Annotated in this window: 24 protein-coding genes and 1 pseudogene; 17 read left to right on the top strand and 8 right to left on the bottom strand. The window is 71.0% G+C overall.

Annotation, left to right across the window (positions count from 1 at the left end):
• Positions 1-35 precede the first annotated feature (35 nt).
• From ACFWBW_RS18930 to ACFWBW_RS18920, 3 genes are all read right to left on the bottom strand, one after another.
• Entirely contained in the window at positions 36-1241 is a 1206-nt protein-coding gene (locus ACFWBW_RS18930) for a DUF5667 domain-containing protein (RefSeq protein ID WP_385373801.1), read from the bottom strand.
• A gap of 287 nt (positions 1242-1528) precedes the next feature.
• A complete protein-coding gene (locus ACFWBW_RS18925; protein ID WP_243340126.1) occupies positions 1529-2347 on the bottom strand; it encodes an ECF subfamily RNA polymerase sigma factor, BldN family in 819 nt (272 codons plus the stop codon).
• A gap of 361 nt (positions 2348-2708) precedes the next feature.
• Positions 2709-3710, bottom strand: coding sequence for an HAD family hydrolase (locus ACFWBW_RS18920; RefSeq protein ID WP_385373799.1), 1002 nt, complete (start codon positions 3708-3710; stop codon positions 2709-2711).
• A 116-nt stretch (positions 3711-3826) separates the two neighbouring features.
• Here ACFWBW_RS18920 and ACFWBW_RS18915 point away from each other — a divergent pair, with 116 nt between their 5' ends.
• From ACFWBW_RS18915 to ACFWBW_RS18880, 8 genes are all read left to right on the top strand, one after another.
• Positions 3827-4105 carry a glutaredoxin family protein gene (locus ACFWBW_RS18915; RefSeq protein ID WP_385373797.1) on the top strand — a complete coding sequence of 93 codons (279 nt, stop codon included), beginning with the start codon at positions 3827-3829 and terminating at the stop codon, positions 4103-4105.
• A gap of 273 nt (positions 4106-4378) precedes the next feature.
• Positions 4379-5197, top strand: a complete 819-nt coding sequence (locus tag ACFWBW_RS18910; protein ID WP_385373795.1) for a redox-sensing transcriptional repressor Rex — start codon at positions 4379-4381, stop codon at positions 5195-5197.
• Positions 5194-6972, top strand: coding sequence for a glutamyl-tRNA reductase (locus ACFWBW_RS18905; RefSeq protein ID WP_385373793.1), 1779 nt, complete (start codon positions 5194-5196; stop codon positions 6970-6972). Before ACFWBW_RS18910 ends, ACFWBW_RS18905 begins: the two co-directional genes overlap by 4 nt.
• Positions 6969-7937, top strand: coding sequence for a hydroxymethylbilane synthase (gene hemC, locus ACFWBW_RS18900; RefSeq protein WP_250741027.1), 969 nt, complete (start codon positions 6969-6971; stop codon positions 7935-7937). The genes ACFWBW_RS18905 and hemC overlap by 4 nt, the downstream gene beginning before the upstream one ends.
• Entirely contained in the window at positions 7934-9601 is a 1668-nt protein-coding gene (locus ACFWBW_RS18895; RefSeq protein WP_385373791.1) for a uroporphyrinogen-III synthase, read from the top strand. Before hemC ends, ACFWBW_RS18895 begins: the two co-directional genes overlap by 4 nt.
• A 73-nt stretch (positions 9602-9674) precedes the next feature.
• Complete coding sequence (locus ACFWBW_RS18890; protein WP_385373789.1) at positions 9675-10979, top strand: HEAT repeat domain-containing protein; 1305 nt, start codon at positions 9675-9677, stop codon at positions 10977-10979.
• Between the two features lie 43 nt (positions 10980-11022).
• Positions 11023-12024, top strand: coding sequence for a porphobilinogen synthase (gene hemB, locus ACFWBW_RS18885; RefSeq protein ID WP_385373787.1), 1002 nt, complete (start codon positions 11023-11025; stop codon positions 12022-12024).
• Between the two features lie 1180 nt (positions 12025-13204).
• Positions 13205-13477, top strand: coding sequence for a DUF1876 domain-containing protein (locus tag ACFWBW_RS18880; protein WP_385373785.1), 273 nt, complete (start codon positions 13205-13207; stop codon positions 13475-13477).
• A gap of 58 nt (positions 13478-13535) precedes the next feature.
• Here ACFWBW_RS18880 and ACFWBW_RS18875 read toward each other — a convergent pair whose 3' ends face one another.
• On the bottom strand, positions 13536-14276 hold the full coding sequence (locus ACFWBW_RS18875) for an ABC transporter permease (RefSeq protein WP_385373830.1): 741 nt from the start codon (positions 14274-14276) through the stop codon (positions 13536-13538).
• A gap of 77 nt (positions 14277-14353) precedes the next feature.
• Complete coding sequence (locus tag ACFWBW_RS18870) at positions 14354-15358, bottom strand: ABC transporter ATP-binding protein (protein ID WP_385373783.1); 1005 nt, start codon at positions 15356-15358, stop codon at positions 14354-14356.
• 84 nt (positions 15359-15442) lie between these two features.
• On the opposite strand from ACFWBW_RS18870, the gene ACFWBW_RS18865 reads away from it, so the two are divergent.
• Positions 15443-16210: a TetR/AcrR family transcriptional regulator C-terminal domain-containing protein gene (locus ACFWBW_RS18865; RefSeq protein WP_385373781.1), complete on the top strand. Its 768-nt coding sequence runs from the start codon at positions 15443-15445 to the stop codon at positions 16208-16210.
• Here the strand turns inward: ACFWBW_RS18865 and ACFWBW_RS18860 are convergent.
• Together ACFWBW_RS18860 and ACFWBW_RS18855 are read right to left on the bottom strand one after the other, a co-directional pair.
• Positions 16188-16427 (bottom strand): DUF397 domain-containing protein, encoded by a 240-nt coding sequence (locus ACFWBW_RS18860; RefSeq protein ID WP_385373779.1) that lies wholly within the window; start codon positions 16425-16427, stop codon positions 16188-16190. The genes ACFWBW_RS18865 and ACFWBW_RS18860 overlap by 23 nt on opposite strands.
• The gene (locus ACFWBW_RS18855) at positions 16424-17191 is read right to left on the bottom strand and encodes a helix-turn-helix transcriptional regulator (protein WP_385373777.1); all 768 of its coding nucleotides are present in this window, start codon (positions 17189-17191) and stop codon (positions 16424-16426) included. Before ACFWBW_RS18855 ends, ACFWBW_RS18860 begins: the two co-directional genes overlap by 4 nt.
• A gap of 170 nt (positions 17192-17361) precedes the next feature.
• Here ACFWBW_RS18855 and ACFWBW_RS18850 point away from each other — a divergent pair.
• Positions 17362-17565, top strand: a pseudogene (locus ACFWBW_RS18850) (ATP-binding protein); the annotation flags it as partial.
• A 371-nt stretch (positions 17566-17936) separates the two neighbouring features.
• Here ACFWBW_RS18850 and ACFWBW_RS18845 read toward each other — a convergent pair.
• The gene (locus ACFWBW_RS18845) at positions 17937-18485 is read right to left on the bottom strand and encodes a hypothetical protein (protein ID WP_385373835.1); all 549 of its coding nucleotides are present in this window, start codon (positions 18483-18485) and stop codon (positions 17937-17939) included.
• A gap of 217 nt (positions 18486-18702) precedes the next feature.
• Here ACFWBW_RS18845 and ACFWBW_RS18840 point away from each other — a divergent pair, with 217 nt between their 5' ends.
• The 7 genes from ACFWBW_RS18840 to ACFWBW_RS18810 all read left to right on the top strand — a co-directional run bounded on the left by ACFWBW_RS18840 (position 18703) and on the right by ACFWBW_RS18810 (position 24267).
• A complete protein-coding gene (locus tag ACFWBW_RS18840; RefSeq protein ID WP_385373775.1) occupies positions 18703-19035 on the top strand; it encodes a hypothetical protein in 333 nt (110 codons plus the stop codon).
• Between the two features lies 1 nt (position 19036).
• A complete protein-coding gene (locus ACFWBW_RS18835) occupies positions 19037-20419 on the top strand; it encodes an FAD-binding oxidoreductase (RefSeq protein WP_385373773.1) in 1383 nt (460 codons plus the stop codon).
• A gap of 86 nt (positions 20420-20505) precedes the next feature.
• Positions 20506-21843 (top strand): MFS transporter, encoded by a 1338-nt coding sequence (locus ACFWBW_RS18830; protein ID WP_385373771.1) that lies wholly within the window; start codon positions 20506-20508, stop codon positions 21841-21843.
• Between the two features lie 120 nt (positions 21844-21963).
• Complete coding sequence (gene ddaH / locus ACFWBW_RS18825; RefSeq protein WP_385373769.1) at positions 21964-22848, top strand: dimethylargininase; 885 nt, start codon at positions 21964-21966, stop codon at positions 22846-22848.
• A 33-nt stretch (positions 22849-22881) separates the two neighbouring features.
• Complete coding sequence (locus ACFWBW_RS18820; protein WP_385373767.1) at positions 22882-23409, top strand: YbaK/EbsC family protein; 528 nt, start codon at positions 22882-22884, stop codon at positions 23407-23409.
• 145 nt (positions 23410-23554) lie between these two features.
• A complete protein-coding gene (locus ACFWBW_RS18815; protein WP_385373765.1) occupies positions 23555-23935 on the top strand; it encodes a hypothetical protein in 381 nt (126 codons plus the stop codon).
• A gap of 167 nt (positions 23936-24102) precedes the next feature.
• Entirely contained in the window at positions 24103-24267 is a 165-nt protein-coding gene (locus ACFWBW_RS18810) for a hypothetical protein (RefSeq protein WP_385373763.1), read from the top strand.
• Positions 24268-24397 lie beyond the last annotated feature (130 nt).

Below are 24397 nucleotides of genomic sequence, written 5' to 3'. Positions count from 1 at the left end.
GTTCCAGCCCCGCCGGCCTTTTTTCCTGTCCGGCGCTAGTCCGCGTCTTCCGCGCTGAGGCCCAGGCCTGGGAGGAGGCCGGGGAGGAGGGGCGGGAGGGTGATGTCCGGGTGGGCGGGGGTCGGGGCCGGGCCGGATTCCGACGGGGTGGACTGGCCGCCCGCGGGCGGGTTCAAGAGGTCGCCCGTGCCGCCCAGGAGACCACCGCCGCCCGGCGGCGGAGCCTTCGGGGAACCCGAGGCCGCCGGCGTGGGGGCCGCGGACGGGGCGCCCGGAGTGGGCGTCGCCTGCTGCTTGCCCGCCGGAGCGCTCGGCTTCGTGGAAGGTCCGGAGCCGCGGGTTTGTTCCGGAGGCTTCGGAAGCAGATTCTGGAGCGGCGCCACGTCTTGGTCTATGGCCTGGAAGACCGACTCCACCTCACCGCCCACGTCCGTGAGCTGCGCCGGGAGGTTGCCCCGGAGCTTGGCCCACGCGTCCCGGTGCGAGCGGGAGAACGAGGACAGCGCCTGGATCGGGCCGAGCGAGCCGTCCCGTTCGTAGGCGGCCTGGAGCAGCCGGTGGCCCTCCGAGGCATCGTGCTTCATGCCCGCGAGGGCCCGGCGGATCTCGCCGAGGGACTCGTGGTCGAGTGCGCCGAGACGGCCGCGCTCCATGAGCCGGCGGGCTTCCGACAGGCGGTTCGAGGCCTGGTCGAGATAGAGCTCGCCCCGGTCCGAATCGTCGTCGGCCATCCCGAGCCGGATGTCCTCCATGCCCCGCTTCACGGGGTACAGGTGGTCACCCGGCAGGGCGTCCGTGCTGGCAGCGGCCACTCCGCTGAAGGCCCCCGCGGCCACACCTACGGTGAGACCGCCTGCCGCGATGCCCTTGGACCAGCGGGAGCGGGGCCGCAATTTCCGGAGCGAGGTCGCCCGGTGGGCGCCGCGGCCGGTCCGCTGTTCGGGCACTTGAGGGTCGGCGGCCACGCCGCCCCCGGCCCTCTCTTCCATCACCTTGGCTTCCATGGCGGCAATGAGCTGGGCTCGTTGCACCACTTTGACCTCGGGGTCCAGCACCGGGCGCGGCATTCTTTCGCCGAGCACGCTCGCCAGGGCCAACAACCGGTCGTGGTCGGCAGGTTCGGCAGGTGCCTCGGACTGCTCGGCCGCCGGGTCCGGTTCCGAAAGGTCGGACGGGGTCCGCTCCTCCAGGGCCTGGGCGAAGGCGTTCGCCCGCCGGTGCGGAGTCACGTTCGCGATCACTGGCGGCACCTCCTCTCGTCATGACGATCGACTCCCCAAGGTGTCCGGAAGGTTGCCTTCCTTGAGCACATCCACACTTTCGAGTGAGCGGCTTCGGTCAGGGCTTGTCCACAGGGAGCCTGCATTCCCCACAACGAGCGGCGCGGCACTTGGGTTACGGACGAAGGATGATCGGACCACAGCGTCGTTGGATTCGACGGTGTCGTCGGTGGCATCGGGGTCGTCAGGGTCGTCGGTTTCATCAAGGTCATCAGGGAGGGGTACCGAAATGTGAGAGGAGGGCGGCGTCAGCGGGCGTCGTCGGGGAGCAGGCGGGCCAGGGTGCGGACCGCCCGGTACTGGAGGGTCTTGATGGCACCCTCGTTCTTCCCCATCACCCTGGCCGTCTCGGCGACCGAGAGGCCCTGCAGGAAGCGCAGGGTCACGCACTCCTGCTGCTGCGGATTGAGTTTCCGTACGGCTTCCAGCAGGGCCGCGTTGGAGAGGGACTCCAGGACGGAGTCCTCGGGGGACCGTTCCACCTCGTTGGCGTCGAGCATTTCGCCGGTGGTGACTTCCAGGCGGAAGCGGCTCGACTTGAAGTGGTCGGCGACCAGGTTGCGGGCGATCGTCACGAGCCAGGCGCCGAAGTCGCGGCCCTGCCAGGTGAAGGTGGAGATACGGCGCAGCGCGCGCAGGAAGGTCTCGCTGGTGAGATCCTCCGCGGTCGCTTTGCCGCCGACGCGGTAATAGATGTAGCGGTAGACGGTGTCGCTGTACTGGTCGTACAGGCGACCGAAGGCATCGGCCTCGCCGGCCTGGGCGCGTTCGACCAGGTCCATCATGCGGGCCTGGTCGCTGTCCGCGGTGGGACGGCGGGCGGCGGGCGCGGTGGTCCCGGCGGCAGCGCCCCCGGCGGACGAGCCGCCGGCGCGACCGCGTCTGCCCACCGTTGCCCCGCCGTCGGTCAGGGCATAGCAAGGACCGGCCGGGCCGAGTCCGGCGGGGACCGCGGTGGCGAATGCGGGGACGGTGTACGCGGTGGGGACGAAGCCGCGCAGCTGGTCGAGGACCGTTGCGCGCAGCGTAGCCAGGCCCGAGGCGTCAACCCCGACAGGTGGGTACACGGGACTCCCAGAGGCAGAGCTTCCATCACGTGCAGTGCGGGACCGTTCACCCGTCGTGGCGACAGATGGCGGTGGCATGCGTTTGAGGAGAATAACGCTTCGTACAGGCAGCGCTACACCCAGTTGCTCAAATCACCGGTTACGACACTTCTGTTGCGTGTCGAGGGCATATTCAGGCACAGATGGTGATCGATTCTTGATCACTTGGGTGCGCGGAATGCCTGCTTCCACGGTGGCTCGCGACCGAGTGGGGCAGGGCGGAGTGCCGCGCCGGGGGCGCGGGTAGAGGTGAGCGAATGCCCCGGGCACGGGCGGGCGCCGGGTGTGATGGGGCGGGAGGCCGGGCGGGGCCCCGCGGCCGCTACTTGCGGCGGCGCTGCAGGGCGATCGCGGCGGCCGTGCCGCCCGCGATCGCGCCGACGCCCGCGGCGGCCGGGACGCCGATCTTCACGGCCTTGCGGCCGGTCCGATAGTCGCGCAGGCGCCAGTCGTTGGCGCGGGCATGCTTGCGCAGTTTTGTGTCGGGATTGATCGCGTACGGATGTCCGACCAGCGACAGCATCGGAATGTCGTTGTGCGAATCGCTGTACGCCGCGCAGCGTTCGAGGTCCAGTCCCTCGGCGGCGGCCAGGGCGCGGACCGCCTCCGCCTTGGCGGGGCCGTGCAGCGGTTCGCCGACCAGTCGGCCGGTGTAGACGCCGTCCACGGACTCGGCGACGGTGCCGAGGGCTCCGGTCAGGCCGAGCCGGCGGGCGATGATCGTGGCGGTCTCGACGGGTGCGGCCGTGACGAGCCAGACCTTCTGGCCGGCGTCGAGGTGGGCCTGGGCCAGGGCGCGGGTGCCCGGCCAGATCCGGGTCGCCATGTACTCGTCGTAGATCTCCTCGCCGATGGACATCAGTTCGGAGACCTTGTGTCCCTTGACGATGGACAGCGCGCTGTCGCGGGCGTCCTGCATGTGCTCGGGGTCCTCGACCCCGGCGAGCCGGAACCAGGCCTGCTGCCAGGCGAAGCGGGCGAGCTCGCGGCGGCGGAAGAACTCCCGCTTGTAGAGGCCGCGGCCGAAGTGGAAGATCGCGGCGCCCTGCATGACGGTGTTGTCGAGGTCGAAGAAGGCGGCGGCCAGGTCGTCGCCGGCGACGGGGAACTCGGGCTCGGCGGGCTCCTGCGGGGCCTGGGGCTCCGCTTCCGCCTCCGCCTCCGCGGCGCGTTCCGCTTCCGTGGTTCCGGCGAAGTCCGGGCCGGCCTGTGGTTCGTCGGCCAGAGCGGTCTTGCGGGCGGCCTCGGCCGAGGCCTCGCCTGCCAGCACGCTCCGCGCGGTGGCGGAGCGCCTACGGGGGGTGAGCCATCCCAGAGCGGCCATGACGCGAGCATAGCCACTGTGTTCGGGAGTTCCCGAACCGATGGGAATCGGTGATGTGAACTCTTCGGTGCGCAGGGTGCGGCCCGGTCGGCACGGCGGCGCGGGAGAATGGGTGCATGAGTCCTTTGCTGCGCCGTGCCCAAAAGAAGCGTCCCGAGGAGCGGGTGGTCACGCTCATCGGGAAGCCGGGGTGTCATCTCTGTGACGATGCCCAGGAAGTGGTCGAGAAGGTCTGCGCCGAGACGGGCGCACGGTGGGAGAAGAAGGATATTTCGCAGGACGAGGAGTTGTACCGCCTGCACTGGGAGCAGATTCCGGTCGTGCTGGTGGACGGTGAACAGCACACCTTCTGGAGGGTGAACCCTGACCGGCTCCGACGGGCATTGCAGGCTTGAGCCGTCGGGCGGTTACCATCATGGGCGATTTATGGGGTCTCGGGGGCGTATTGGTGAGGAGCGTGTACCGTTTTGCCCCCTTCGGGAATTGAACGGGTTCGGCGTGTGATCCGTTCCCGGCCCGTATGCCCAAGGCGCGTGACCCCGGTCACTTTGCTCGGACAAAGCGGACACAATCTTTGTGCACGCGTTCACAAAGACATAGCCTGCATTCGACGGGGTGGTCCTGGGACAAGTGGCCACCTGCAGCCCCGCTCATCCCGCAGGAGCATCGTGGCAACTGGCCGAACTCACCGACCGGCGACCCGCAGCCGAGGTATTCCCGAGGCCACTGTCGCCCGGCTTCCGCTGTACTTGCGCGCCCTCACCGCGCTCTCCGAGCGATCGGTGCCCACGGTGTCCTCCGAGGAGCTGGCCGCGGCCGCCGGAGTCAACTCCGCGAAGCTCCGCAAGGACTTCTCCTACCTCGGCTCCTACGGGACCCGCGGGGTCGGTTACGACGTGGAGTACCTCGTCTACCAGATCTCCCGCGAGCTCGGGCTGACCCAGGACTGGCCGGTCGTCATCGTCGGCATCGGTAACCTCGGCGCCGCCCTGGCCAATTACGGCGGTTTCGCCTCGCGCGGTTTCCGCGTGGCCGCACTCATCGACGCCGACCCGGCCATGGCCGGCAAGCCGGTGGCGGGCATGCCCGTGCAGCACACCGATGAGCTGGAGAAGATCATCGAGGAGAACGGCGTCTCGATCGGGGTCATCGCGACCCCGGCGGGGGCCGCCCAGCAGGTCAGCGAGCGGCTCATCGCCGCCGGGGTGACTTCCATCCTGAACTTCGCGCCCACCGTGCTGTCCGTGCCCGAGGGCGTCGACGTGCGCAAGGTCGACCTGTCGATCGAGCTGCAGATCCTGGCCTTCCACGAGCAGCGCAAGGCCGGCGAGGAAGCCGCGGCCCAGGCCGCCGCCGGCGGCCCCGCCGCGGGCACCGGCACCGGGGCGGCTCCGGCCGCCGCCGTCGTGCCGCCCGCCGGACGCGCCGCCGCCGTCGCACGCAAGGGCGGACCCGACGGGGACGTCCCGGCGGTGATGCCGGCATGAGTCTGCTCGTCGTTGGGCTGAGCCATCGCAGCGCGCCCGTGAGCGTGCTGGAACGCGCTTCGCTGGCCGCCGATGCCAAGGTCAAACTGCTGCACGACACGCTGGCCGCGGAGCCGGCGGCGGAGGCGGCGGTGCTCGCCACCTGCAACCGGATCGAGCTGTACGCCGACGTGGACAAGTTCCACGCGGGTGTCGCCGAGCTGTCGACGTTGCTGGCGCAGCACAGTGGGGTGGCTCTGGAGGAGCTCACTCCTTATCTGTACGTGCACTACGAGGACCGGGCCGTCCACCACTTGTTCTCGGTGGCGTGCGGGCTGGACTCGATGGTCGTCGGTGAGGGGCAGATCCTCGGGCAGATCAAGGACGCGCTGGCGCTGGGGCAGGAGCTCCATACGGCTGGGCGGCTGATCAACGATCTGTTCCAGCAGGCGCTGCGGGTCGGCAAGCGGGCGCACTCCGAGACCGGGATCGACCGGGCGGGGCAGTCGCTGGTGACCTTCGGGCTGGAGCAGCTCGCGGTGCGGGTGCCGGTGGAGGAGTGGGCCGCGGGGAAGCGGGCGCTCGTCATCGGGGCCGGGTCGATGTCTTCGCTGGCTGCGGCGACGATGGCGCGGGTGGGGTTTGCCGAGCTTGTGGTGGCGAACCGGACCGCTGAGCGGGCGGAGCGGTTGGCCGAGATTCTGGTTGCCTCGGGCACCGGGGTTACGGCTTCCGCCGTGCCGATGTCCGCGGTTGCGGGTGAGCTGGCTCGGGTTGATGTCGTCGTGTCCTGTACGGGTGCCACTGGCTTGGTGCTGACCGGGGACGACGTGGCCGGGGCCATGGAGGAGCGCCCTGCGGGGCTGTCCCCTACCCGCCCTTCCTCCGTTCCCCTGGGCTTCGCCCCGGACCCGTTGGCGGGTGCGGCGCCGTTGCCGGGGGCCAGCCCCCGGACCCCCGCGCCTCAAACGCCGGCGGGGCTGGAATTGGCCGAGCTGGTTGATCCCGCGCTCGTCGCGCGGCTTGCCGTGCTTGCGGCCGGTGGGCGGCGGATTGCCGATGCCGGGGCCGTGCGGAGCAAGGTGGTCGTCGAGGAGCGGGACGGGTGTCCTGTGGGGCTCGAGGCGCTGGCTTCCGATCCGGGGCGGACCGCCGATGGGCGGGCCGCGCTGGCCGGGGTGGACGCCGGGTCGCTGGAGCTGCACGGGACCTGGGCCGATCAGGGCGAGGCCGCCGCGCAGCGGCAGCCGCGTAAGACCGTACGGAGCCAGGACGGCGCGCCCGTACGGCTCGCGCTGCTCGACCTGGCCATGCCGCGGGACATCGATGCCGCCGTGCACCGGATTCCGGGAGTCCGGCTCGTTGACATCGAGTCGCTCGCCGAGGCTTCCGCCGATGCGCCCATGGCCGCCGATGTCGACGCCGTACGCGCGATAGTGGCCGCGGAAGTGGCCGCCTTCGGGGCCGCTCAGCGGGCCGCGCACATCACGCCCACCGTGGTCGCGCTGCGCGCCATGGCCGCCGAGGTCGTCGCCATGGAAGTGGCGCGGCTTGATGGGCGAGTACCGGACCTCGACGAGCGGCAGCGGGCTGAAGTGACTCAGACCGTGCGGCGCGTCGTCGACAAGCTCCTCCACGCGCCCACCGTGCGCGTCAAGCAGCTCGCGAGCGAGCCCGGCGGCGCCGGGTACGCCGAGGCGCTGCGCGAACTCTTCGATCTCGACCCGCAGACGGTGGCCTCCGTCAGCCGGGCCGACGAGGCTGACAAGAACCACGACTCAGGACGGGCATCATGAATCCACGTCTCGACCAGCCGCTGAGGCTCGGCACGCGGCGCAGCAAGCTGGCCATGTCCCAGTCCGGGCACGTCGCCGAGGCGGTACGGGCGATCACCGGCCGCCCCGTCGAGCTCGTGGAGATCACGACCTACGGTGACGTGTCCCGCGAGAGCCTCTCGCAGATCGGCGGTACCGGCGTCTTCGTCACCGCCCTGCGCGAGGCCCTGGTGCGCGGTGAAGTCGACTTCGCCGTGCACTCGCTGAAGGACCTGCCCACCACGCAGCCCGACGACCTCGTCATCGCGGCCATGCCGCAGCGCGAGGACCCGCGCGACGCGCTCGTCGCCCGTGACGGCCTGACCTTCGAGCAGCTGCCCGACGGTGCGCGGATCGGTACCGGCTCGCCGCGGCGCAGGTCGCAGCTGCATGCTTATGCGAAGTCGCTGGGCAAGGTCATCGAGACCGTCGCCATCCGCGGCAACGTGGACACCCGGATCGGGTTCGTGAGGAACGGCGAGCTCGATGCCGTCGTGCTCGCCGCCGCCGGGCTCAACCGGATCGGCCGCGGCGACGAGGCCACCGACCTGATCTCCGTGGACAACATGCTGCCCGCACCCGGCCAGGGTGCCCTGGCCGTGGAGTGCCTGGCGTCCGACACGGACCTGATTTCCGCGCTCGCCGAGCTCGACGACCCGTACACCCGGGCCGCCGTGACGGCCGAGCGCGCCCTGCTCGGCGCCCTGGAGGCCGGCTGCAGTGCCCCCGTGGGGGCGCTCGCCGACCTGCTGGCCGACGGGCAGATTGTCAATGAGATGCGCCTGCGTGGAGTCGTGGGAACCCTCGACGGTTCCACGCTGGTGCAGCTGTCCACCACCGGTCCCGTGCCCCAGTCGTACGACGAGGCCATGGCGCTCGGCCGCGAACTCGCGGACGAGATGCTGGCCAAGGGCGCAGCCGGTCTGATGGGGGAGCGGTCGCTTTGAACCCCACAAGCCCAACCACCTCCGCGTTTGCGTCCGTCGCCGTCCAGGGGCACGTCACCTTCCTCGGTGCCGGCCCCGGCGACCCGGGACTGCTGACGCTTCGCGCCGTGGAGGCCCTGGCCGCCGCGGACGTACTGATCGCGGAGCCCGAGGTGCTCGAGGTCGTACGTACGCATGCGCGCGCGGGGGTGGACACGCCACAGCTGACGATTGCTGACGAGAAGTCAGCAGCCGCCGGGGTCCCGGTCATCCGAGATGCCGCCAATCTTGTCATGGAGGCCGCGCGCTCCGGCAGGCGGGTCGTCCGTGCCGTCACCGGCGACCCCGGGCTCGACGGGAACGCGGCCGAGGAGATGCTCGCCTGCGCCACCGGCGGCATCCCCTTCGAGGTCGTCCCCGGCGTCGCGACCGCCGTCGGCGTGCCCGCGTACGCCGGTGTTCCGCTGGCCGGCAAGCAGGGTGCGGACGTGCGGTTCGTGAACGCGCGGACCGCCTCCGCGCGCTGCTGGAGCGAGGTGGGCGCCAGCGACGGCATCCTCGTCGTCTCCGCGACGCTGGAGACCGTCTCGGCGGCGGCGGCCGAGCTGATCGGCGCCGGGCGCAAGCCCGACACCCCGCTCACCGTGACCGTGGCCGGTACGACGACCCGCCAGCGGACGTGGAGCGCGACGCTCGGGACCATCGCCCAGGTGTTCAAGCAGGGCAAGATCCTCCCCTCGCCGGAGGGCGCGCGGTCCGTCATAGCCGTGGTCGGGGAGCACGGCGCCGTCGCGCGCCGCGAGGAACTGTCCTGGTTCGAGTCGAAGCCGCTGTTCGGCTGGCGCGTGCTCGTCCCGCGCACCAAGGAGCAGGCAGCCTCGCTCTCCGACCAGCTCCGTTCGTACGGCGCGGTGCCGCACGAGGTGCCGACCATCGCCGTGGAGCCGCCGCGCACCCCGCAGCAGATGGAGCGGGCGGTCAAGGGGCTCGTGACCGGACGTTACGAGTGGATCGCCTTCACCTCGGTGAACGCGGTCAAGGCCGTGCGCGAGAAGTTCGAGGAGTACGGGCTCGACGCCCGTGCCTTCGCCGGCATCAAGGTCGCCGCCGTCGGCGAGCAGACCGCCGCCGCGCTGGTGGAGTTCGGCGTCAAGCCCGACCTCGTGCCCAGCGGCGAGCAGTCCGCCGCCGGTCTGCTGGAGGACTGGCCTCCGTACGACCCGGTCTTCGACCCGATCGACCGCGTCTTCCTGCCGCGCGCCGACATCGCCACCGAGACCCTGGTCGCCGGGCTGATCGAGCTCGGGTGGGAGGTCGACGACGTCACCGCCTACCGGACCGTGCGTGCTTCGCCGCCGCCGCAGGACACGCGTGAGGCGATCAAGGGCGGCGGCTTCGACGCCGTGCTCTTCACGTCGTCGAGCACCGTGCGCAACCTCGTCGGCATCGCCGGCAAGCCGCACAACGTCACCGTCATCGCGTGCATCGGCCCGGCCACGGCCAAGACGGCCGAGGAGCACGGGCTCCGCGTCGACGTGCTGTCGCCGGAGCCGAGCGTGGGCAAGCTGGCGGAGGCCCTGGCGGAGTACGGGGCCGCGCGCCGCGAGGCCGCGAAGGAGGCCGGGGAGAACGTGTACCGGCCGAGCGAGCGGCGGCCGGGGGCGCGCAGGCGCCGTACGACCTGATGTCCGCCTTAGCGGTGTTACTTGGCAGGGCCCGGGTGCGATGTGCACCCGGGCCCTGTGGCATGTTCGGGGCGTGATCACGGAACCCGCGGAATCCACGGATCGCGATGACGCGGTGGTAGCGCTGTGCGCGGCCGTGGCGGCCTACGACCACGGGGCCGCCGAGGCGTTGGTGGAGGCCGGGGCCGACCCGGACCGGGTGCTGCCCGACGGTACGACCCCGCTGCTGCGGGCCGTCGAGAGCGGCTCCCCGGCGGTGGTCGGCGCGCTGCTGTGGTCCCGGGACCTGGCCGAGCCGGGGGAGCGGTTGCCCGAGGAGGAGCGGGCGCGGCTGCTGGACGCGGCCCGGCGGTGGTACGGGGTGGGCGCGGAGGCGCAGCTGCGGCGGCTGACGGGGGTGGCGGAGCCGGCGGAGACCTCGACGGTGGAGGAGGAGTGGTGCCGGGTCGAGCAGATCGCGCTCGGCGGGCTGGTGGTGCGTGCGGGGCACGGCGCCGTACTGAGCACCCTGGAGCAGGTGTTTGGCGTTCCGGTTCCCCTGGAGGAGCTGGTGGACCGCGCCGTCCGGCACACCGACTCCTCGCACGTGGACTGGTCCGAGGCCAAGTTCCGGCTCGAGGCTCGCCTCGCGGAGGGCAGCCGGGAGGTGGTGACGGCTCTGCGGCACCACCGGTCCCCCGTCCGTCGCCGCTTCGCGGCCGACTGGCTGCTGACCTTGCAGTGGCGCCTTAGGGCCGACGCGTACCCGTACGACGAGGAGGACCGGGAGGTCCTCGCCGCCTGGGCGGACGGGGAGGCGGACCCCGAGGTCCTGGCAGTGGTGCTGTGGGCCCTCACCGAGCACGACGTGGGACACCCGAGGCTGGGGTCCATCGGCCTGAGGTACGCCGTCCACCCGGATCCCGGGGTGCGTTTGCGGGCCGTCGACTGCCTGGGCTGGTCCGACGGGCCGTGCCCGCCCGCGGAGCGCGAGGCCCTGCGGCTCCTGGTGGGTGACCCCGACGACGAGGTGCGGTTCTCCGTCGCCCTGCGCTTCCTGGCGGGGGAAGAGGACGTGGACGCCATGCGGGGCGTGGTGCGCGACCTGGTCCGGGACCCGCTCAGCCCGATGCGGCAAGCGGCCGCGGACAGCATGGCGGAGTCCGCCGACCGCACCGCCGATGCCACGGAGCTGCTGCTGTCCCTCCTGGACGTGGACGACTGGCTGACGCGGATGATCGGCGCCTACGGCCTGGCCCTGCGGGACCATCCGGACACCCCGCAGGCGTACGCGAGGGTGGAGGAGATCGGCCCGCTCTTCTCGCCGGACCACCGGGCGAACGCGCTGTGGGACTGGAAGCAGCGCAACGAGGCGGGCCTGGCCGGGGGCGGGCTCTAGGCTTGTCCCGACTGCTGTCGAAGCTCGAAGAGGCGACTAGAAGATGAGCACGTACGGATCCTTCCCCGGCTCGCGGCCCCGTCGGCTGCGCACCACCCCGGCGATGCGGCGGATGGTCGCGGAGTACCGGCTGCACCCCTCGGACCTGATCCTCCCGGCGTTCGTCCGGGAGGGCATCAGCGAGCCGCTCGCCATCTCGGCGATGCCGGGCGTGGTCCAGCACACCCGGGACACGCTGCGGAAGGCCGCGGTGGAGGCGGTCGAGGCGGGGGTCTCGGGGATCATGCTCTTCGGTGTCCCGGCCGACGAGAACAAGGACGCGCGGGGCACGGCGGGCACGGAGCCGGACGGCATCCTCCAGGTCGCGATCCGCGACGTGAAGGCGGAGGTGGGCGACGATCTCGTCATCATGTCCGACCTGTGCCTGGACGAGTACACCGACCACGGCCACTGCGGGGTGCTGGACGAGCACGGCCGCGTGGACAACGACGCGACGCTGGAGCGCTACGCCGAGATGGCGCAGGTCCAGGCCGACGCGGGCGTCCACGTGGTGGGGCCGAGCGGGATGATGGACGGCCAGGTCGGCGTCATCCGCGACGCGCTGGACGAGACGGGCCACGAGGACGTCTCGATCCTCGCGTACACGGCCAAGTACTCCTCCGCCTTCTACGGTCCCTTCCGCGAGGCCGTCGCGTCCTCGCTCCAGGGCGACCGCAAGAGCTACCAGCAGGACCCGGCGAACGCCCGGGAGTCCCTGCGCGAGCTCGCCCTCGACCTGGAGGAGGGCGCCGACATGGTGATGGTCAAGCCGGCCGGGCCCTACCTGGACATCCTGTACCGGGTCGCGCAGTCGGTGGACGTCCCGGTGGCGGCGTACCAGATCAGCGGCGAGTTCGCGATGATCGAGGCGGCGGCGGAGAAGGGCTGGATCGAGCGCGACCGGGCGATCATGGAGACCCTGCTCGGCATCAAGAGGGCGGGTGCGGACACGATCCTGACGTACTGGGCGACGGAGGTCGCACAGCGGCTGCAGGCGGAGCGCTGACCGCCGGCCGCTAAGGGTGAGCGGGGTCGGGGGGTCTGTGCTGCGGGCCGGGCGGTGGCTGCGTGGGTGCCGGGCGGCGTCCCGGCAGTCGAGCGTCCTTCCGTGGTGGGACGGTCCGTCAAGGGCGCTCCCTGCGGTCGCGTCGCTTCGCGATGGCCTTCGGCCACCCTTGACGGACCGTCCCACCACGGAAAAACACAAGACTTCCGGGATCCCCCCGGGGAATGGCCGGGGGGAGAGTGTGGGGAGGAGCGGCCTCGTCTGAGATGCCTGTGCCTTCTCCGGCCAGCGGTCATCTGGACACGGCCCCGGCAGGACCGTGACCTCAGCCGGAACGGACGCGCGGGGCGATCAGAGCATCCAGGGCCGGGGGGTCTGGACACCCTTCCCGTGACCGTCGACCGCCAGCATGAGCGAGAGGGTGACGAGAAGGACCTCAGGGTCGGTGGACGCGACAGATCGCTACACAGTCCTTCTCGGCTTAGCGACTACTGACCGGCCGTGGCTGGTCATAGGCCACCAAGGGCCCGGACGGGCCCGAGGTCGCCCGAGGCCGTCGGACGACGTCCGACGACGCCCGGCGAGGTCCAACGACGTCCAACGACGTCCGGCGAGGTCCAACGACGTCCGACGACGTCCGGCGAGGTCCGACGACGTCCGGCGAGGTCCGGCGAGGTCCGACGACGCCCGGCGACGTCCAACGCCGTCATCCTCGTCCTCACCATCCGAGAACTGATCATTTAGCGTGCGGGTGGTCGTTTCCCTCCCACTTTCCGCAGTCGCTGGGCAGAGTGGGACGGTCAACGGGCGGTGGGCGGCTTATGTCCAGCCACAGGCGGTCGGTAGTCGCTAAGCCGAGTGGTAGTGCGTAGCGATCTGCCGCGTATCTCGACGTCACGGGAAGGGTGTTCAGGCGCCCGGCCCTGGATGCTCTGCTCTCCCCGCGCGTCCGTACCGGCTGAGGTCACGGTCCTGCCGGAGCGGTGTCCGGATGCCCACTGGCCGGAAGCCCCTCGCAAGTGACCGACCAGGCCGCTCCTCCCCTCTCCTCCCCCCGGTCCCCGTCAAAGCCACCGACTGGCCCGCAGCACAGGCGCACCCACCGCCCCCCGACTCGCATCGTGTCCCGTGCAGGTGCACGCTGGAGGCAGGGTGTACGGACCCCTGGAGGTGATGGGCCATGACCACGCTCGTCGGGTGGCATGTGGAGCTCGAATTCACCGAGGAGGGCCACCGCACCAGTGCGGCGGCCCTGGTCAGACTCGGGGACGGCTCCGAGGTACGGGCGCACGGCTACGCCATGCGTCATCCCTCCGATCCTGAGCAGTTGCGGGTCGGGGAAGAGATCGCGGGCGCTCGCGCGCTCATGGACATCGCGTCCCAGATGTTGCAGAAGGCCCACTCGGAGATCGACGCGGCGACGGGGCGGCACTCGTATCCGCTGACTCACTGACGTACCTGCCGCTCAGGCCCGTCCGTGCTCACGGACGGGCCTGAGCGGTACCTGGTGCCTACCGCGTCCGGCGGTCGAAGACGAAGGCCGCCAGGGTCACGGACACCGCGCCGATGGCCGCGCACCAGGCCAGGGCCACCCAGGGGGTGTCGCCCGCCGGCTGGGCCAGGAGGAGGGCCCGGAGGGACTCGATCACCGGGGTCAGCGGCTGGTGGTCGGCGAAGCCGTGGAGCCAGCCAGGCATGGTGTCGATGGGGACGAACGCGCTGGACGGGTACGGCAGGAACATCATCAGGAAGGTGAAGCCGCCCGCCGCCTCCGGGGTGCTGGCGAGCAGTCCGAGCGTCGCGGCCAGCCACGAGATCGCGGTGATGTACGCGACCAGGAGCGCGGCCGCGGCCAGGTAGCCGCGCAGCGAGGCCTGGGGGCGGAAGCCGATGGCGAGGGCGACGGCCAGGACCAGGCCCGTGGACACGAGGTTGCGCAGGACCGAGGCCGCGACATGCCCGGCCAGGATCGGGACGCCGCCGATGTCCAGGGACCGGAAGCGGTCGATCACGCCTTCCTTCATGTCGGTGGCGACGCTGACGGCGGTGCTGGCCGCGCCGAAGCCGGCGCAGAGCAGCATCGCTCCCGGGACCACGTAGGTCACGTAGGTCGTCCCGGTGTCGATGGCTCCGCCGAAGAAGTAGACGAAGATGAGCATCAGCATGACCGGCAGCATCAACGCCGTGATCAGGACGTCCGGTTGGCGGCTGCTGATGCGCAGGCTGCGCCCGGTGAGGGCGTGGGCCGCCACGATGACGCCCGGGCGGGTCGGGCGAACCGCGGGGTGGGCCGCGATGGTGGTTGCGGCGGCGATGGGTGCGGAGGTGGTCACGGTGCGGCTCCCGTCAGGGTGAGGAACACGTCGTCGAGGGTGGCGCCGCGGACCGAGAAGCGGTCCACGGCCGTGCGGTCCGGGTCGAGCTCGTCGAGCAGGGACCGGACGTGGGCGGCGCTGCCGTCGGTGGGCAGGCTGAGGCCGAGCTCCTCCGGTGCGAGGGTGAGGCCCTCCGCCACGGCCGCGGGCTCCCCCGCCGAGAGGCGGAGCGCGTGCGGGGTCAGGGCGTCGTAGGCGGCACGGCTGGCGAGGGTCAGGTCGAGGCGGTGGCCCGCCACGCGGGACTTGAGCTCCGCGGGTGTGCCCTCGGCGGCGATCCGCCCGCCGGCCAGGACGGCCACGCGGTCGGCGAGCCGGTCGGCCTCCTCCAGGTACTGGGTGGTGAGCAGCACGCTGGTGCCGTCGGCGCGCAGTTCCCGTACGAGTTCCCACAGGTCCTGGCGGCTGCGCGGGTCGAGCCCGGAGGTCGGCTCGTCCAGGAAGATCACCTCGGGCCGGGCGACCAGGCTCGCGGCGAGGTCGAGGCGGCGGCGCATGCCGCCCGAGTAGCTCTTCGCCGTGCGTCCGGCGGCTTCGGCGAGCCCGAAGCGGTCGAGGAGTTCGTCGGCCCGTGCCCTGGCCGCGCGCGGGCTCAGTCCGCGGAGCCGGCCCATCATGCGCAGGGTCTCGGCGCCGGTCTGGAGCTCGTCGACGGCCGCGGACTGCCCGGTGAGGCTGATGGAGCGGCGTACGAGGGCCCGCGCGGACGCGGTGTCGTGGCCCGCGACGCGCGCGGTGCCGGAGTCGGGCTCGGTGAGGGTGGCGAGGATCCGGACGGTCGTGGTCTTCCCGGCGCCGTTGGGGCCGAGGAGGGCGAGGACGCTGCCGCGCGGGACGGCGAGGTCGATGCCGTCGAGGACGCGCAGGGCGCCGTAGGACTTGGTCAGGGCGGTGGCGTGGATGCCGAGGTCGTCCACGTCGGACTCCGATCTGCGTTCTGCGTATGGGTTACGCGCCATTGCGTAAGTAATACACAGAACTAGGATGTGCGTCAACGACTCATGACGGACGGACGGACGGACGGGCGGAGGGAGGGAGCGGCGATGGCGAACGAAGCGGACGACGACGGCACCGGGCTCCCGGCGAGCCTGGCCATGGCCTGGGGCCTGCGCGAACGCCCCGGCAAGGGCCCGCGCCCCACCCTCACCCTCCAGCGGATCGTGGACGCGGCGGTGGCGCTGGCCGCTGCGGAGGGGATGGGCGTCGTCTCCATGGGCCGGGTGGCCAAGGAGCTGGGCGTCTCGACGATGTCCCTCTACCGGTACGTCACGGCGAAGGAAGAGCTCTACATCCTGATGGCCGACGCGGGTGTCGGCACCCCGCCGGCTTCCTCCGGGGGGTCGGACGCGGGCTGGCGGGAGCTGCTGTCGGAGTGGGCGTACGCGCAGCGGGCCGTCCTGATGGCGAACTCCTGGATCCTGCGCATCCCGATCACCGGGGCGCCGGTCAGCCCGAACCAGCTCGCCTGGATGGACCGCGGGCTCGCGGCGATGGCGGGGACCGCCCTGCGGGAGAGCGAGAAGCTCTCCGCGATCATCCTGATCGGCGGCCTGGTCCGCAACGAGGCGACGATGGCCGCGGACATGATGGACGCCATCATCAAGTCCGGCGTCTCACCGGACCAGGTGCTGGGTCAGTACCTGCGCACGCTGCGGCTGATGACCGGCCCGGACACGCACCCGGCGGTGACGGGGCTGCTGGAGTCCGACGCGTTCACGGGCTCCGACGAGCCGGACTTCCAGTTCCGCTTCGGGCTGGGCCGCATCCTGGACGGCCTGGCCGCGCTGATCAGCGAGCGGTCCACTCCGTGAGGGTGGCCCAGGCGGAGGGGGTCAGGTCCAGCACGGGTCCGTTCTGGACCTTCGAGTCGCGGACGTGGACGGTGTCCGGGCAGGTGGCGACCTCTACGCAGGCGGCGTCCGTGCCGCTGCTGTACGTGGACTTGTGCCAGGCGATGGCCACCTCCAGGCACTGGTCACCGTCGCTGCTGCTGTAACTGGACTTGAACCACTTCAGGTCCGTGCTCATAGCTCTCCTAGCAGGCGGTCCAACAGCCCCTTAGATTCACGAGGATTGAGGGCCTGGGTTCGCAGCATTGCATATCGCTGAGCAAGGATGCTGACGTCGTCGGGGTCAGTGACGAGTTTGCTGCCGCGCTGGCCTTCGAAGTAGCCGAGGTGCTGGTGCTCGGCTGTCTCCAGCATGGTGTACGAGCCGGAAACGGCCGGATGGAACGTCTGGCCGAGGGGCAGTACCTGGACCGTGACGTGCGGGATTTCCATGCAGGCCAGCAAGTGGCGAACCTGTCCGGCGTAGACCTCGTCGCCACCGATCCGGTCGCTGAGTGCCGTCTCCGAAATGATGAAGGTGACATTCGGAGGGTGCCGTCGGTGCAGGATCTGTACCCGGGAGAGGCGTCGGACGGTCAGGGTCTCGATCTCCTCGGGGAGGAACGCCGGGACGCGGCAGCGAAAGAGGGCTCGCATGTAGTTCTCGGTCTGCAGGAGTCCTGGGATGACTGTGGATTCGTACCAGTTGAGCGTGATCGCTTGCTGTTCGAGGTCCATGTACTCCTCGGACCAAGGGGTGCTCGCATCCCGTTCGGGCATTTCGTTGGCGGCCACGGTCAGCAGGCCCGGTAGCCCTAGGCAAGGGTCCATCAGCTCCGCGACATCAGGCATGAGCCCTCTCCGCCCCTGCTCGATGGACGCGATCGTCTCCGCATCCAAACCGACCAGCTCTCCGAGCTGCTTCTGTGTCAGGTTCTTGGCGATCCGGGCCGCGGCGACCATCCTCCCCACCATCTTCATGGTCGTCGCGTTCGGCCGTGCGCGTTTCCTCGGTGGCATGACGATGAACTCCCCACCCTTGCGGCTGCACTACCCCGTGCCAACCCGTACTCATCACTGAGTACGGGTTGCCGTACTGCTCCACGCTAGTCACGTAACGCGACGATCGGTACGTGAATCTGCATACTCAACCCGCCCTGGTCCAGGAGCGCCTCTACCTGCGCTCACCCCAAACCATCGGCACCGCACGCCACTTCACACGTGACACCTTGGAGGCGGGGGGGCGACTCGGCCGGCACGACGACGTGTTGCTCTGCGTGAGCGAGCTGGCGACCAACGCCCTGCGCTACGGGGTCCCGCGCGGCCGGGGCTACCTGCTGCGGCTGCTCAGCTACGACGGGACCGTCCGCGTCGAGGTGCACGACAGTGGGCCCGGGCTGTCGCGGATCGGGGAGGGGCCGCACGGGCGGGGGGCTGTCGATCGTGGGGGCGCTCGCCGATGCCTGGGGCGTGCTGCCGCGGGCGCCGGGCAAGGTCGTCTGGTGCGAGTTCCGGTTCCGCTGATCGAGGCTGTCGGCGTGGGCGGTGAAGGCCGGGCATCGGGTGGTGCGGAGCGAATCCGAGGTCGTGTCCGGGATGAACGGATCGCGTGGCAAGGCGCGTCGTCTGTCGGCCGATCCGGATGTCACGACCGTGGTGGTGGAGCACAGTGCGGCCAGAGGCTGCACCCATCGGCGCTCGTGACCTGTCATCGCACGCGCGCGTCCGCGGGGAGGCCGAAGTGCCGGCGGGCGGCGACGGCGGGATCAGCCCACTTGGTGCTCATCAGGCGGTACATCTCGTCCGTGGCCTGCTTCGACCAGCCCTTGTTCCAGACCTCCGGTTCGTGTCCCTCCGGGTCGTTGATGCTCGAATGGACCCGGGGGCCGTCCAGCTCGACGAGCCACGGGCCCACCTCGCCGAACATCCCCTTCACCAGTTCCGTCCCCACGCGCTCGTACACCTCGCACGCGGCGAGCACCCCGACGCTGTACGCGCCCTGCGCCGACATCGGGGTGACCTCGATGATCCGCACGTCGCAGAAATAGCGGAGCTCCCATCCCGGCACCTCGCCGTAGCGCACCGGAAGGGATTGTCGAGTGTTCAGGGTCGCGGCCAGATGATCCTGGATCACCGGCCGCATCGTGCGCACGAACTCCGGGTCCAAGGGCTGGAGCGGCGGTGTCGGCTCCTCGCATCCGGTCGACGCCAGCGCCAGCGCCAGCGCCAGCGCCAGCGCCAGCGCCAGCGCAAGCACCAGCGCCAGCGTCGCTCCCCACAGTCCCGTTCCCCGTCTCGTTCCCCTCCAGACGTGCCGTGCCACTGCCCGGTTGCGCCCTTGCCCGATCCGGTTCGGATGCGCCCAGTCAGCACCAGTGGGTCCAAGACTCACTCCCGCAGACCGGCTGGGAACGGTTGATTGGCCGATCCCGCGATTCCTTCCGGACAATCCCGCGCGCCGCTTCCATGGGGCCGTGATCAATTACGAGGGCAAGCGATTCCGCAAGGTGGTGGACGGCACGGGGGCCGAGGTACCGGCCGCCGTGTACCGGCACGAGGGCGATCTGGTCTGGGCCGAGTTCGCCGGGGGCGAGGTCCGGCGCGGATCCCTCGCCGGCGTCACCGACACCGACGGCGTGATCAGTTTCGCGTACAGCATGGTGCTCAACGACGGACGCATCGTGTCGGGCCACAGCGTGAACACGCCCCAGCTGCTCGACGACGGCCGCATACGCTTCCACGAGCAGTGGGAGCGCTACGGCGCCAACGCCGACAGCGGAGTCTCGTACCTGGAAGAGGTGCGCTGACATGGCCGCGGACTTCTCCCAGCTCGCCCGCGAGGTCACCGGCCGGGTCTTCCTGCCCGGCACCCCAGGCCACCGGGTCGGCAGCCACCTGTTCAACACCCGCTACCGCGACCGCTCGCCGGCCGCGGTCGTCACCGCCGCCGACGCGTCCGACGTGCAGCGCGCGCTCCTGTGGGCGCGCGGCAACGACGTGCCCGTCGTCGCACGCTCCGGCGGCCACAGCTTCGCCGGGTACTCGGTCAACGACGGGCTCGTCATCGACCTGAGCCGGCTCACCCTGGCGCGCGCCGACGGCTCCACCGGACTGGTGACGGCCGGCGGCGGCGCCAAGATCAGCCACGTCTACGACGCGCTGCAGCCCTACGAGATGGTCTTCTCGACCGGCACCAGCCCCACCGTCGGCGTGGCGGGCCTCGCGCTCGGCGGCGGCGCCGCCTTCGCCGCGCGCCGCTACGGCCTGACCGCCGACGCGCTCGTGGAGACCACCGTGGTCCTCGCGGACGGCTCCCTCGCCGTCTGCAACGAGCACGAGAACCCGGACCTGTTCTGGGCGATGCGGGGCGGCGGCGGAGGCAACTTCGGCATCAACGTCTCCCTCACCTTCCAGGCGCAGCCGGTCCCCGACGTGACCACCTTCAGCCTCACCTGGGCCTGGTCCGACGCGGCCGCCGTCTTCGAGGTGATGCAGCGCGTCGTCCAGCAGGCCCCCGACGACTTCGCGGCCCGCCTGGGCGTGTGGACGTACGGCACCGATCCCGCGGACATCCGCCGCAACGCCGAGGTCACCGTCCAGGGGCAGTTCTTCGGCCCCGCCTCCGAGTGCCTGGCGATCCTGGACCCGGTCCTCACCGCGGCCACCCCCCTGACCCGCGACGTGACGGAGCGGACGTTCTGGGAGGCCAACAAGTACATGATCCACGCGACGGCGGGCGACCAGTTCGCGCTGCGGTCCAACTACATCCGCGAACCGCTCTCCGGGGACGGCGTCGAGACGATGCTCCGCTGGGTCGAGCGCTGGCCCGGCAGCCACAACCCGGACGGCGGCGGCGTCGGACTGTTCTCGTGGGGCGGCGCCATCAACCGCACCGCCCCCGATGCCACCGCCTTCGTCCACCGGGACACGCTCTTCCTGGTCTCCATGGACACCTCGTGGACCGACGAGGACTCCGCCGAGCAGATCGGCGCCAACACCGACTGGCTGAACGGCCTGCACGGCGCGATGGCCCCCCACGTGACCGGGTCCGCCTACCAGAACTTCCTCGACCCCGAGCTGGAGAACTGGCGCGAGGCCTACTACGGCGCGAACTACGAGCGGCTGGTCGAGGTGAAGCGGAAGTACGACCCGGACGGTCTCTTCACCTTCCCCCAGGCCATCGGTTCCTGACCCCGCCCCCCCAAGCCGTACCAGCACCCCCGCCCCCCGCCCCCCGCCCCCTGCCCCCACCCCCACCCGACCCCGAAGGTGAAGCGATGAGTGTGCCTACATCCAAGGACGACGCCGCGCCCGGCGTCCTCTCCGCCCTGCGCGCGACCCCGCGCACGGTCCGCTACCTGTTGGGCGGGGTGCTGCTGAACCAGCTCGGCGCCTTCGTCCAGACCTTCCTGGTGCTCTTCCTGCTGCACCGCGGCTTCGACGCCGGCCGGGCCGGTCTCGTGCTCGCCGCGTACGGAGCGGGAGCCGTCGCCGGGACGCTGCTGGGCGGGGAACTGACCCACCGGCTCGGCGCCCGCAACACCATCGCCGTCGCCATGGGCGGCTCCGCGCTGCTGGTCTTCGGGATTCCGTGGGCCGCGGAGCCGGACCGCTACCAGGTGCTGATCGCCCTGGTCGTGGCGCTCGGCGCGATCACCCAGTCGTACCGCCCGGCGGCCTCCTCGATGCTGAGCGAGCTCATGCCGGAGGAGTTCCGGGTGATGGGCTTCTCGATGCTCCGCATCGCGATGAACGTCGGCGCCGCCGCGGGCCCGCTGCTCGCCGCCGTGCTCGTCCAGATCGACTGGAGCCTGCTGTTCTGGGTGAACGGCACGACCGCCCTGCTGTACGCCATGCTCGCCGTGGTGCTGCTGCCGAACGACAAGAAGGCCGCGGCCGCCACCGGAGCCGCGGCCGTGGCCACCGCCGCCGCGGAGCGGAAGACCGCCGGCAAGTCCGCGTACGGGGCGATGCTGCGCGACACCCGCTTCATCCTCTACCTCGGGTCCATGCTGCTCAGCGCGCTGATCTACGCGCAGTTCTACGCCGTCCTCCCGGTCAAGATCGAGGCGGACGGCCACTCCACCGCCCTGTACAGCGCGGTGCTCACCCTCTCCTCCGTCCTCCTGATCAGCTTCGAGCTGGCCGTGACCGCCCGGGTCAGCCGCTGGCGGGCGAGCATCGCCGCCACCGTCGGCACCTTCGTCTACGGGCTCGGCATCGCGGGCTACGGGCTTCCGGGCAGCTCGGCCGTGCTGATCCTGCTCACCACCGTGCTGAGCGTGGCCGGCCTGATGATCAGCGGCCCCACCCTGTGGGCCCACCCGGCGAAGGCCCCGGTCGAGGTGCGCAGCCGCTACATCGCCGCCTCGCAGGCGGTGTTCGGCCTGGGTTCGGCCATCGGACCCGCGCTTGGCATGCTCCTGTGGACCACCCAGGGCAATGTCATCTGGGCCGTCTGCGGTGTCCTCGGAGCCGTCGCGGCCGCCATGGCGGCGGTCGGGCTGAGGGCGTCCGACGAGCCGTCGGAGGAGACGGCGGAAGCAGCCGAAGCAGCCGAAGCCGCGGAAGCCGCGGACGAGGCCGGCGAGAAGCCGCTCGCCTCCGCCCGCTGACGGAGACCGTCCAGCACCACCACCGACAGATCCGCTGACCTCGCGTCGCACCGCCCGGGCGGCCCGCACACCCTGCGGGCGCCCGGGAATCCCCTCCAACCACCCTTTGAAGGAGTCACAGTGCCGCTCACCGAGCCGATCACCCCCGCCGGATACATCCCCAGCGCCTCCGCGCGGTACGAGCCGACGAAGCCGACCCGCATCGCCACCCGGCGCCGCCTGCTGATGTGCCGTCCGCGCCACTACGACGTCACGTACTCGATCAATCCGTGGATGAACCCGGAGAAGAGCACCGACAACAGCCTGGCCGTCCGCCAGTGGCAGCGCCTGCGCGACCTCTACGTGGAGCTCGGCCACACCGTCGAGGAGGTCGACCCGATCGAGGGCCTGCCCGACATGGTCTTCGCCGCGAACGGCGCCACCGTCGTGAACGGCAAGGTCTACGGTGCCCGCTTCCGGCACGCTGAGCGCACCGCTGAGGGCCCCGCGTACCTGAAGTGGTTCGAGAAGCAGGGCTTCAGCGAGCTGCTGTGGCCCGAGTACATCAACGAGGGCGAGGGCGACATCCTCACCGTCGGCCGCCGCATCCTGGCCGGCACCGGCTTCCGCACCGACCCGCGCTCGCACGCCGAGGCCCAGGAGTTCTTCGGCCTCCCCGTGACCAGCCTGACCCTCGTCAACCCGGAGTTCTACCACCTGGACACGGCGCTCGCCGTGCTCTCGGACGACGAGGTCATGTACTACCCGGCCGCCTTCTCCGAGGGCAGCCAGGCCGTCCTGCGCTCCATGTTCCCCGACGCGATCCTGGCAACCGCCGAGGACGCCGCGGTGTTCGGGCTCAACGCCTTCTCCGACGGCCGCCACGTGCTGCTGCCGACGGCGGCGACCCGCCTGCAGGAACGACTCAGCGCCCGCGGCTTCGAGCCGATCGGGGTGGACCTCTCCGAGCTCCTCAAGGCGGGCGGCAGCGTCAAGTGCTGCACCCTGGAGCTGCGTCCGCGCTGAGTCACCTCCGACCACCTTCCCGAAAGGACCGAAGTGACCGCTGCGACCGCGATCGCGGACAGCTACTCCCGGCTCATCGACCTCCTGGCGGACGGAGCAGCCGACTACCGGCTGCTGCGGCACGCCCCGGAGGGCCGCACCGACCTGGCCAGTTCGATCCGCGGCCACCGGCTGGAGCAGGCCGCCAAGTGCCTGGTGATCCGCGTGGCACTCGGCCGCAAACGGCGCCGCTACGTGATCGCGGTGGTGCCCGGGCACTGCCGGGTCGACCTGGAGGCGGTCCGCTCGGAGTACGGCGGGACCGAAGCGTCCTTCGCCGTGCGCTCGGTCGCGGAGGACCTGACGGGATGTGTCAGCGGCTCGATCATGCCGCTCAGCTTCGATCCGTCGGTCGAGGTGCTCGTCGATCCGGCCCTGCTGGAGTACGAGGAGATCTTCTTCAACGCGGGCCGGCTGGACGAGTCGGTGGCGCTGCGCACCGACAGCTACCTGGCCCTCGTCAGGCCCCGGCCGGCGCGGATCGCCCAGGCGCCCGAACGGGTCGCCGTCCCCGCGGGTTGAGCCGAAACCCGATGGACCGACCGGACCTGTTGGGACACGATGGGATCCGATGGGATCCGATGGGGTGCGATGGGAACGGACCGGGAACGCATCGGGACGAAGCGGCGGGATTCTCCCGGGGAGTTGACTGCCTGAGGAGTGATCCGTGAACCGTTCGAAGCATTCGAACCATCCGCCCGATCTGAACGACGAGCAGGAGCTGGGCCGGCTCCTGCGGGAGCTGTCGGCCACGCAGCGCTGGGCCGAGGGCCTGGTGGCCGAGGAGCAGTCGGCCCCGGAGCACGTGGAAGAGCCCCTGGAGGGACCGCGGTTCACCGTGGAGACCCGCACCGAGGGCGGTATGCACACCGTGGTCGGGATCGCTGCGGGGGAGCCGCCGACGGAGGCGCAGCAGTCGCTGCTGCGCTCCGCGGTCCGGGCCCTGCTGGACCTGGCCGGGCACGAGGCGGGTACCGCGCACACCGCGGTGGTCCTCACCGATCGGGGTCCGCGGATCGTGGAATGCAGGGTTCCGCGGCAGTCCTGATCCGGCCAACCTCGGTCAATCGCGCCACGATTGACCGACCCCCTGCGGGGGATCCCGTTCCCGCTGTACGGTCGCGCTCGGTATCGCGGGGGGAACCGTTCGGGAACGGCCGCGGACAGCATCCGTGGTGTCAGGACGAGGGCACCACAGACCAAGGGGCGGAAACAATGCGCAGCAAGCTGGCCGGACTGATCGGGATCTTCACTGTGGCTCTGGTGCTCGGACTCGGAGCGGTTCAGGCGACGGCCCCCGTCCAGGCCGGTTCGACGGACGTGCCGGCCGGCCACCACGTGCTGGCCGAGGACAAGGGCCCGGCCGTCATCCGCCCCTGATCCGCCCCTGATCGGCCTTGTGACGCGGGGGGGGGCCGTGGCAGAAACAAGGGGGGGGGGGTGGTTGGTGGGGGAAAGAGCAAAAAAAGAAAGGCGGGGGGGGTCATGTTCTTGTTGGCAAAAAATCCCC

It is taken from the genome of Streptomyces sp. NPDC059957 (genome assembly GCF_042730015.1).
Lineage (GTDB): Bacteria > Actinomycetota > Actinomycetes > Streptomycetales > Streptomycetaceae > Streptomyces.
The sequence above is the reverse complement of the archived record's forward strand: the minus strand, read 5'-3'. Positions and strand labels throughout refer to the sequence as shown.

Coding starts and splice junctions, on each gene's coding strand:
- ACFWBW_RS18920 (WP_385373799.1), bottom strand. CDS start 3,710: ATGGCCGCTCTGGGATGGCTCACCCCCCGTAGGCGCTCCGCCACCGCG.
- ACFWBW_RS18915 (WP_385373797.1), top strand. CDS start 3,827: ATGAGTCCTTTGCTGCGCCGTGCCCAAAAGAAGCGTCCCGAGGAGCGG.
- ACFWBW_RS18905 (WP_385373793.1), top strand. CDS start 5,194: ATGAGTCTGCTCGTCGTTGGGCTGAGCCATCGCAGCGCGCCCGTGAGC.
- hemC (WP_250741027.1), top strand. CDS start 6,969: ATGAATCCACGTCTCGACCAGCCGCTGAGGCTCGGCACGCGGCGCAGC.
- hemB (WP_385373787.1), top strand. CDS start 11,023: ATGAGCACGTACGGATCCTTCCCCGGCTCGCGGCCCCGTCGGCTGCGC.
- ACFWBW_RS18880 (WP_385373785.1), top strand. CDS start 13,205: ATGACCACGCTCGTCGGGTGGCATGTGGAGCTCGAATTCACCGAGGAG.
- ACFWBW_RS18870 (WP_385373783.1), bottom strand. CDS start 15,358: ATGGCGCGTAACCCATACGCAGAACGCAGATCGGAGTCCGACGTGGAC.
- ACFWBW_RS18865 (WP_385373781.1), top strand. CDS start 15,443: ATGGCGAACGAAGCGGACGACGACGGCACCGGGCTCCCGGCGAGCCTG.
- ACFWBW_RS18860 (WP_385373779.1), bottom strand. CDS start 16,427: ATGAGCACGGACCTGAAGTGGTTCAAGTCCAGTTACAGCAGCAGCGAC.
- ACFWBW_RS18855 (WP_385373777.1), bottom strand. CDS start 17,191: ATGGTCGCCGCGGCCCGGATCGCCAAGAACCTGACACAGAAGCAGCTC.
- ACFWBW_RS18835 (WP_385373773.1), top strand. CDS start 19,037: ATGGCCGCGGACTTCTCCCAGCTCGCCCGCGAGGTCACCGGCCGGGTC.
- ACFWBW_RS18830 (WP_385373771.1), top strand. CDS start 20,506: ATGAGTGTGCCTACATCCAAGGACGACGCCGCGCCCGGCGTCCTCTCC.
- ACFWBW_RS18810 (WP_385373763.1), top strand. CDS start 24,103: ATGCGCAGCAAGCTGGCCGGACTGATCGGGATCTTCACTGTGGCTCTG.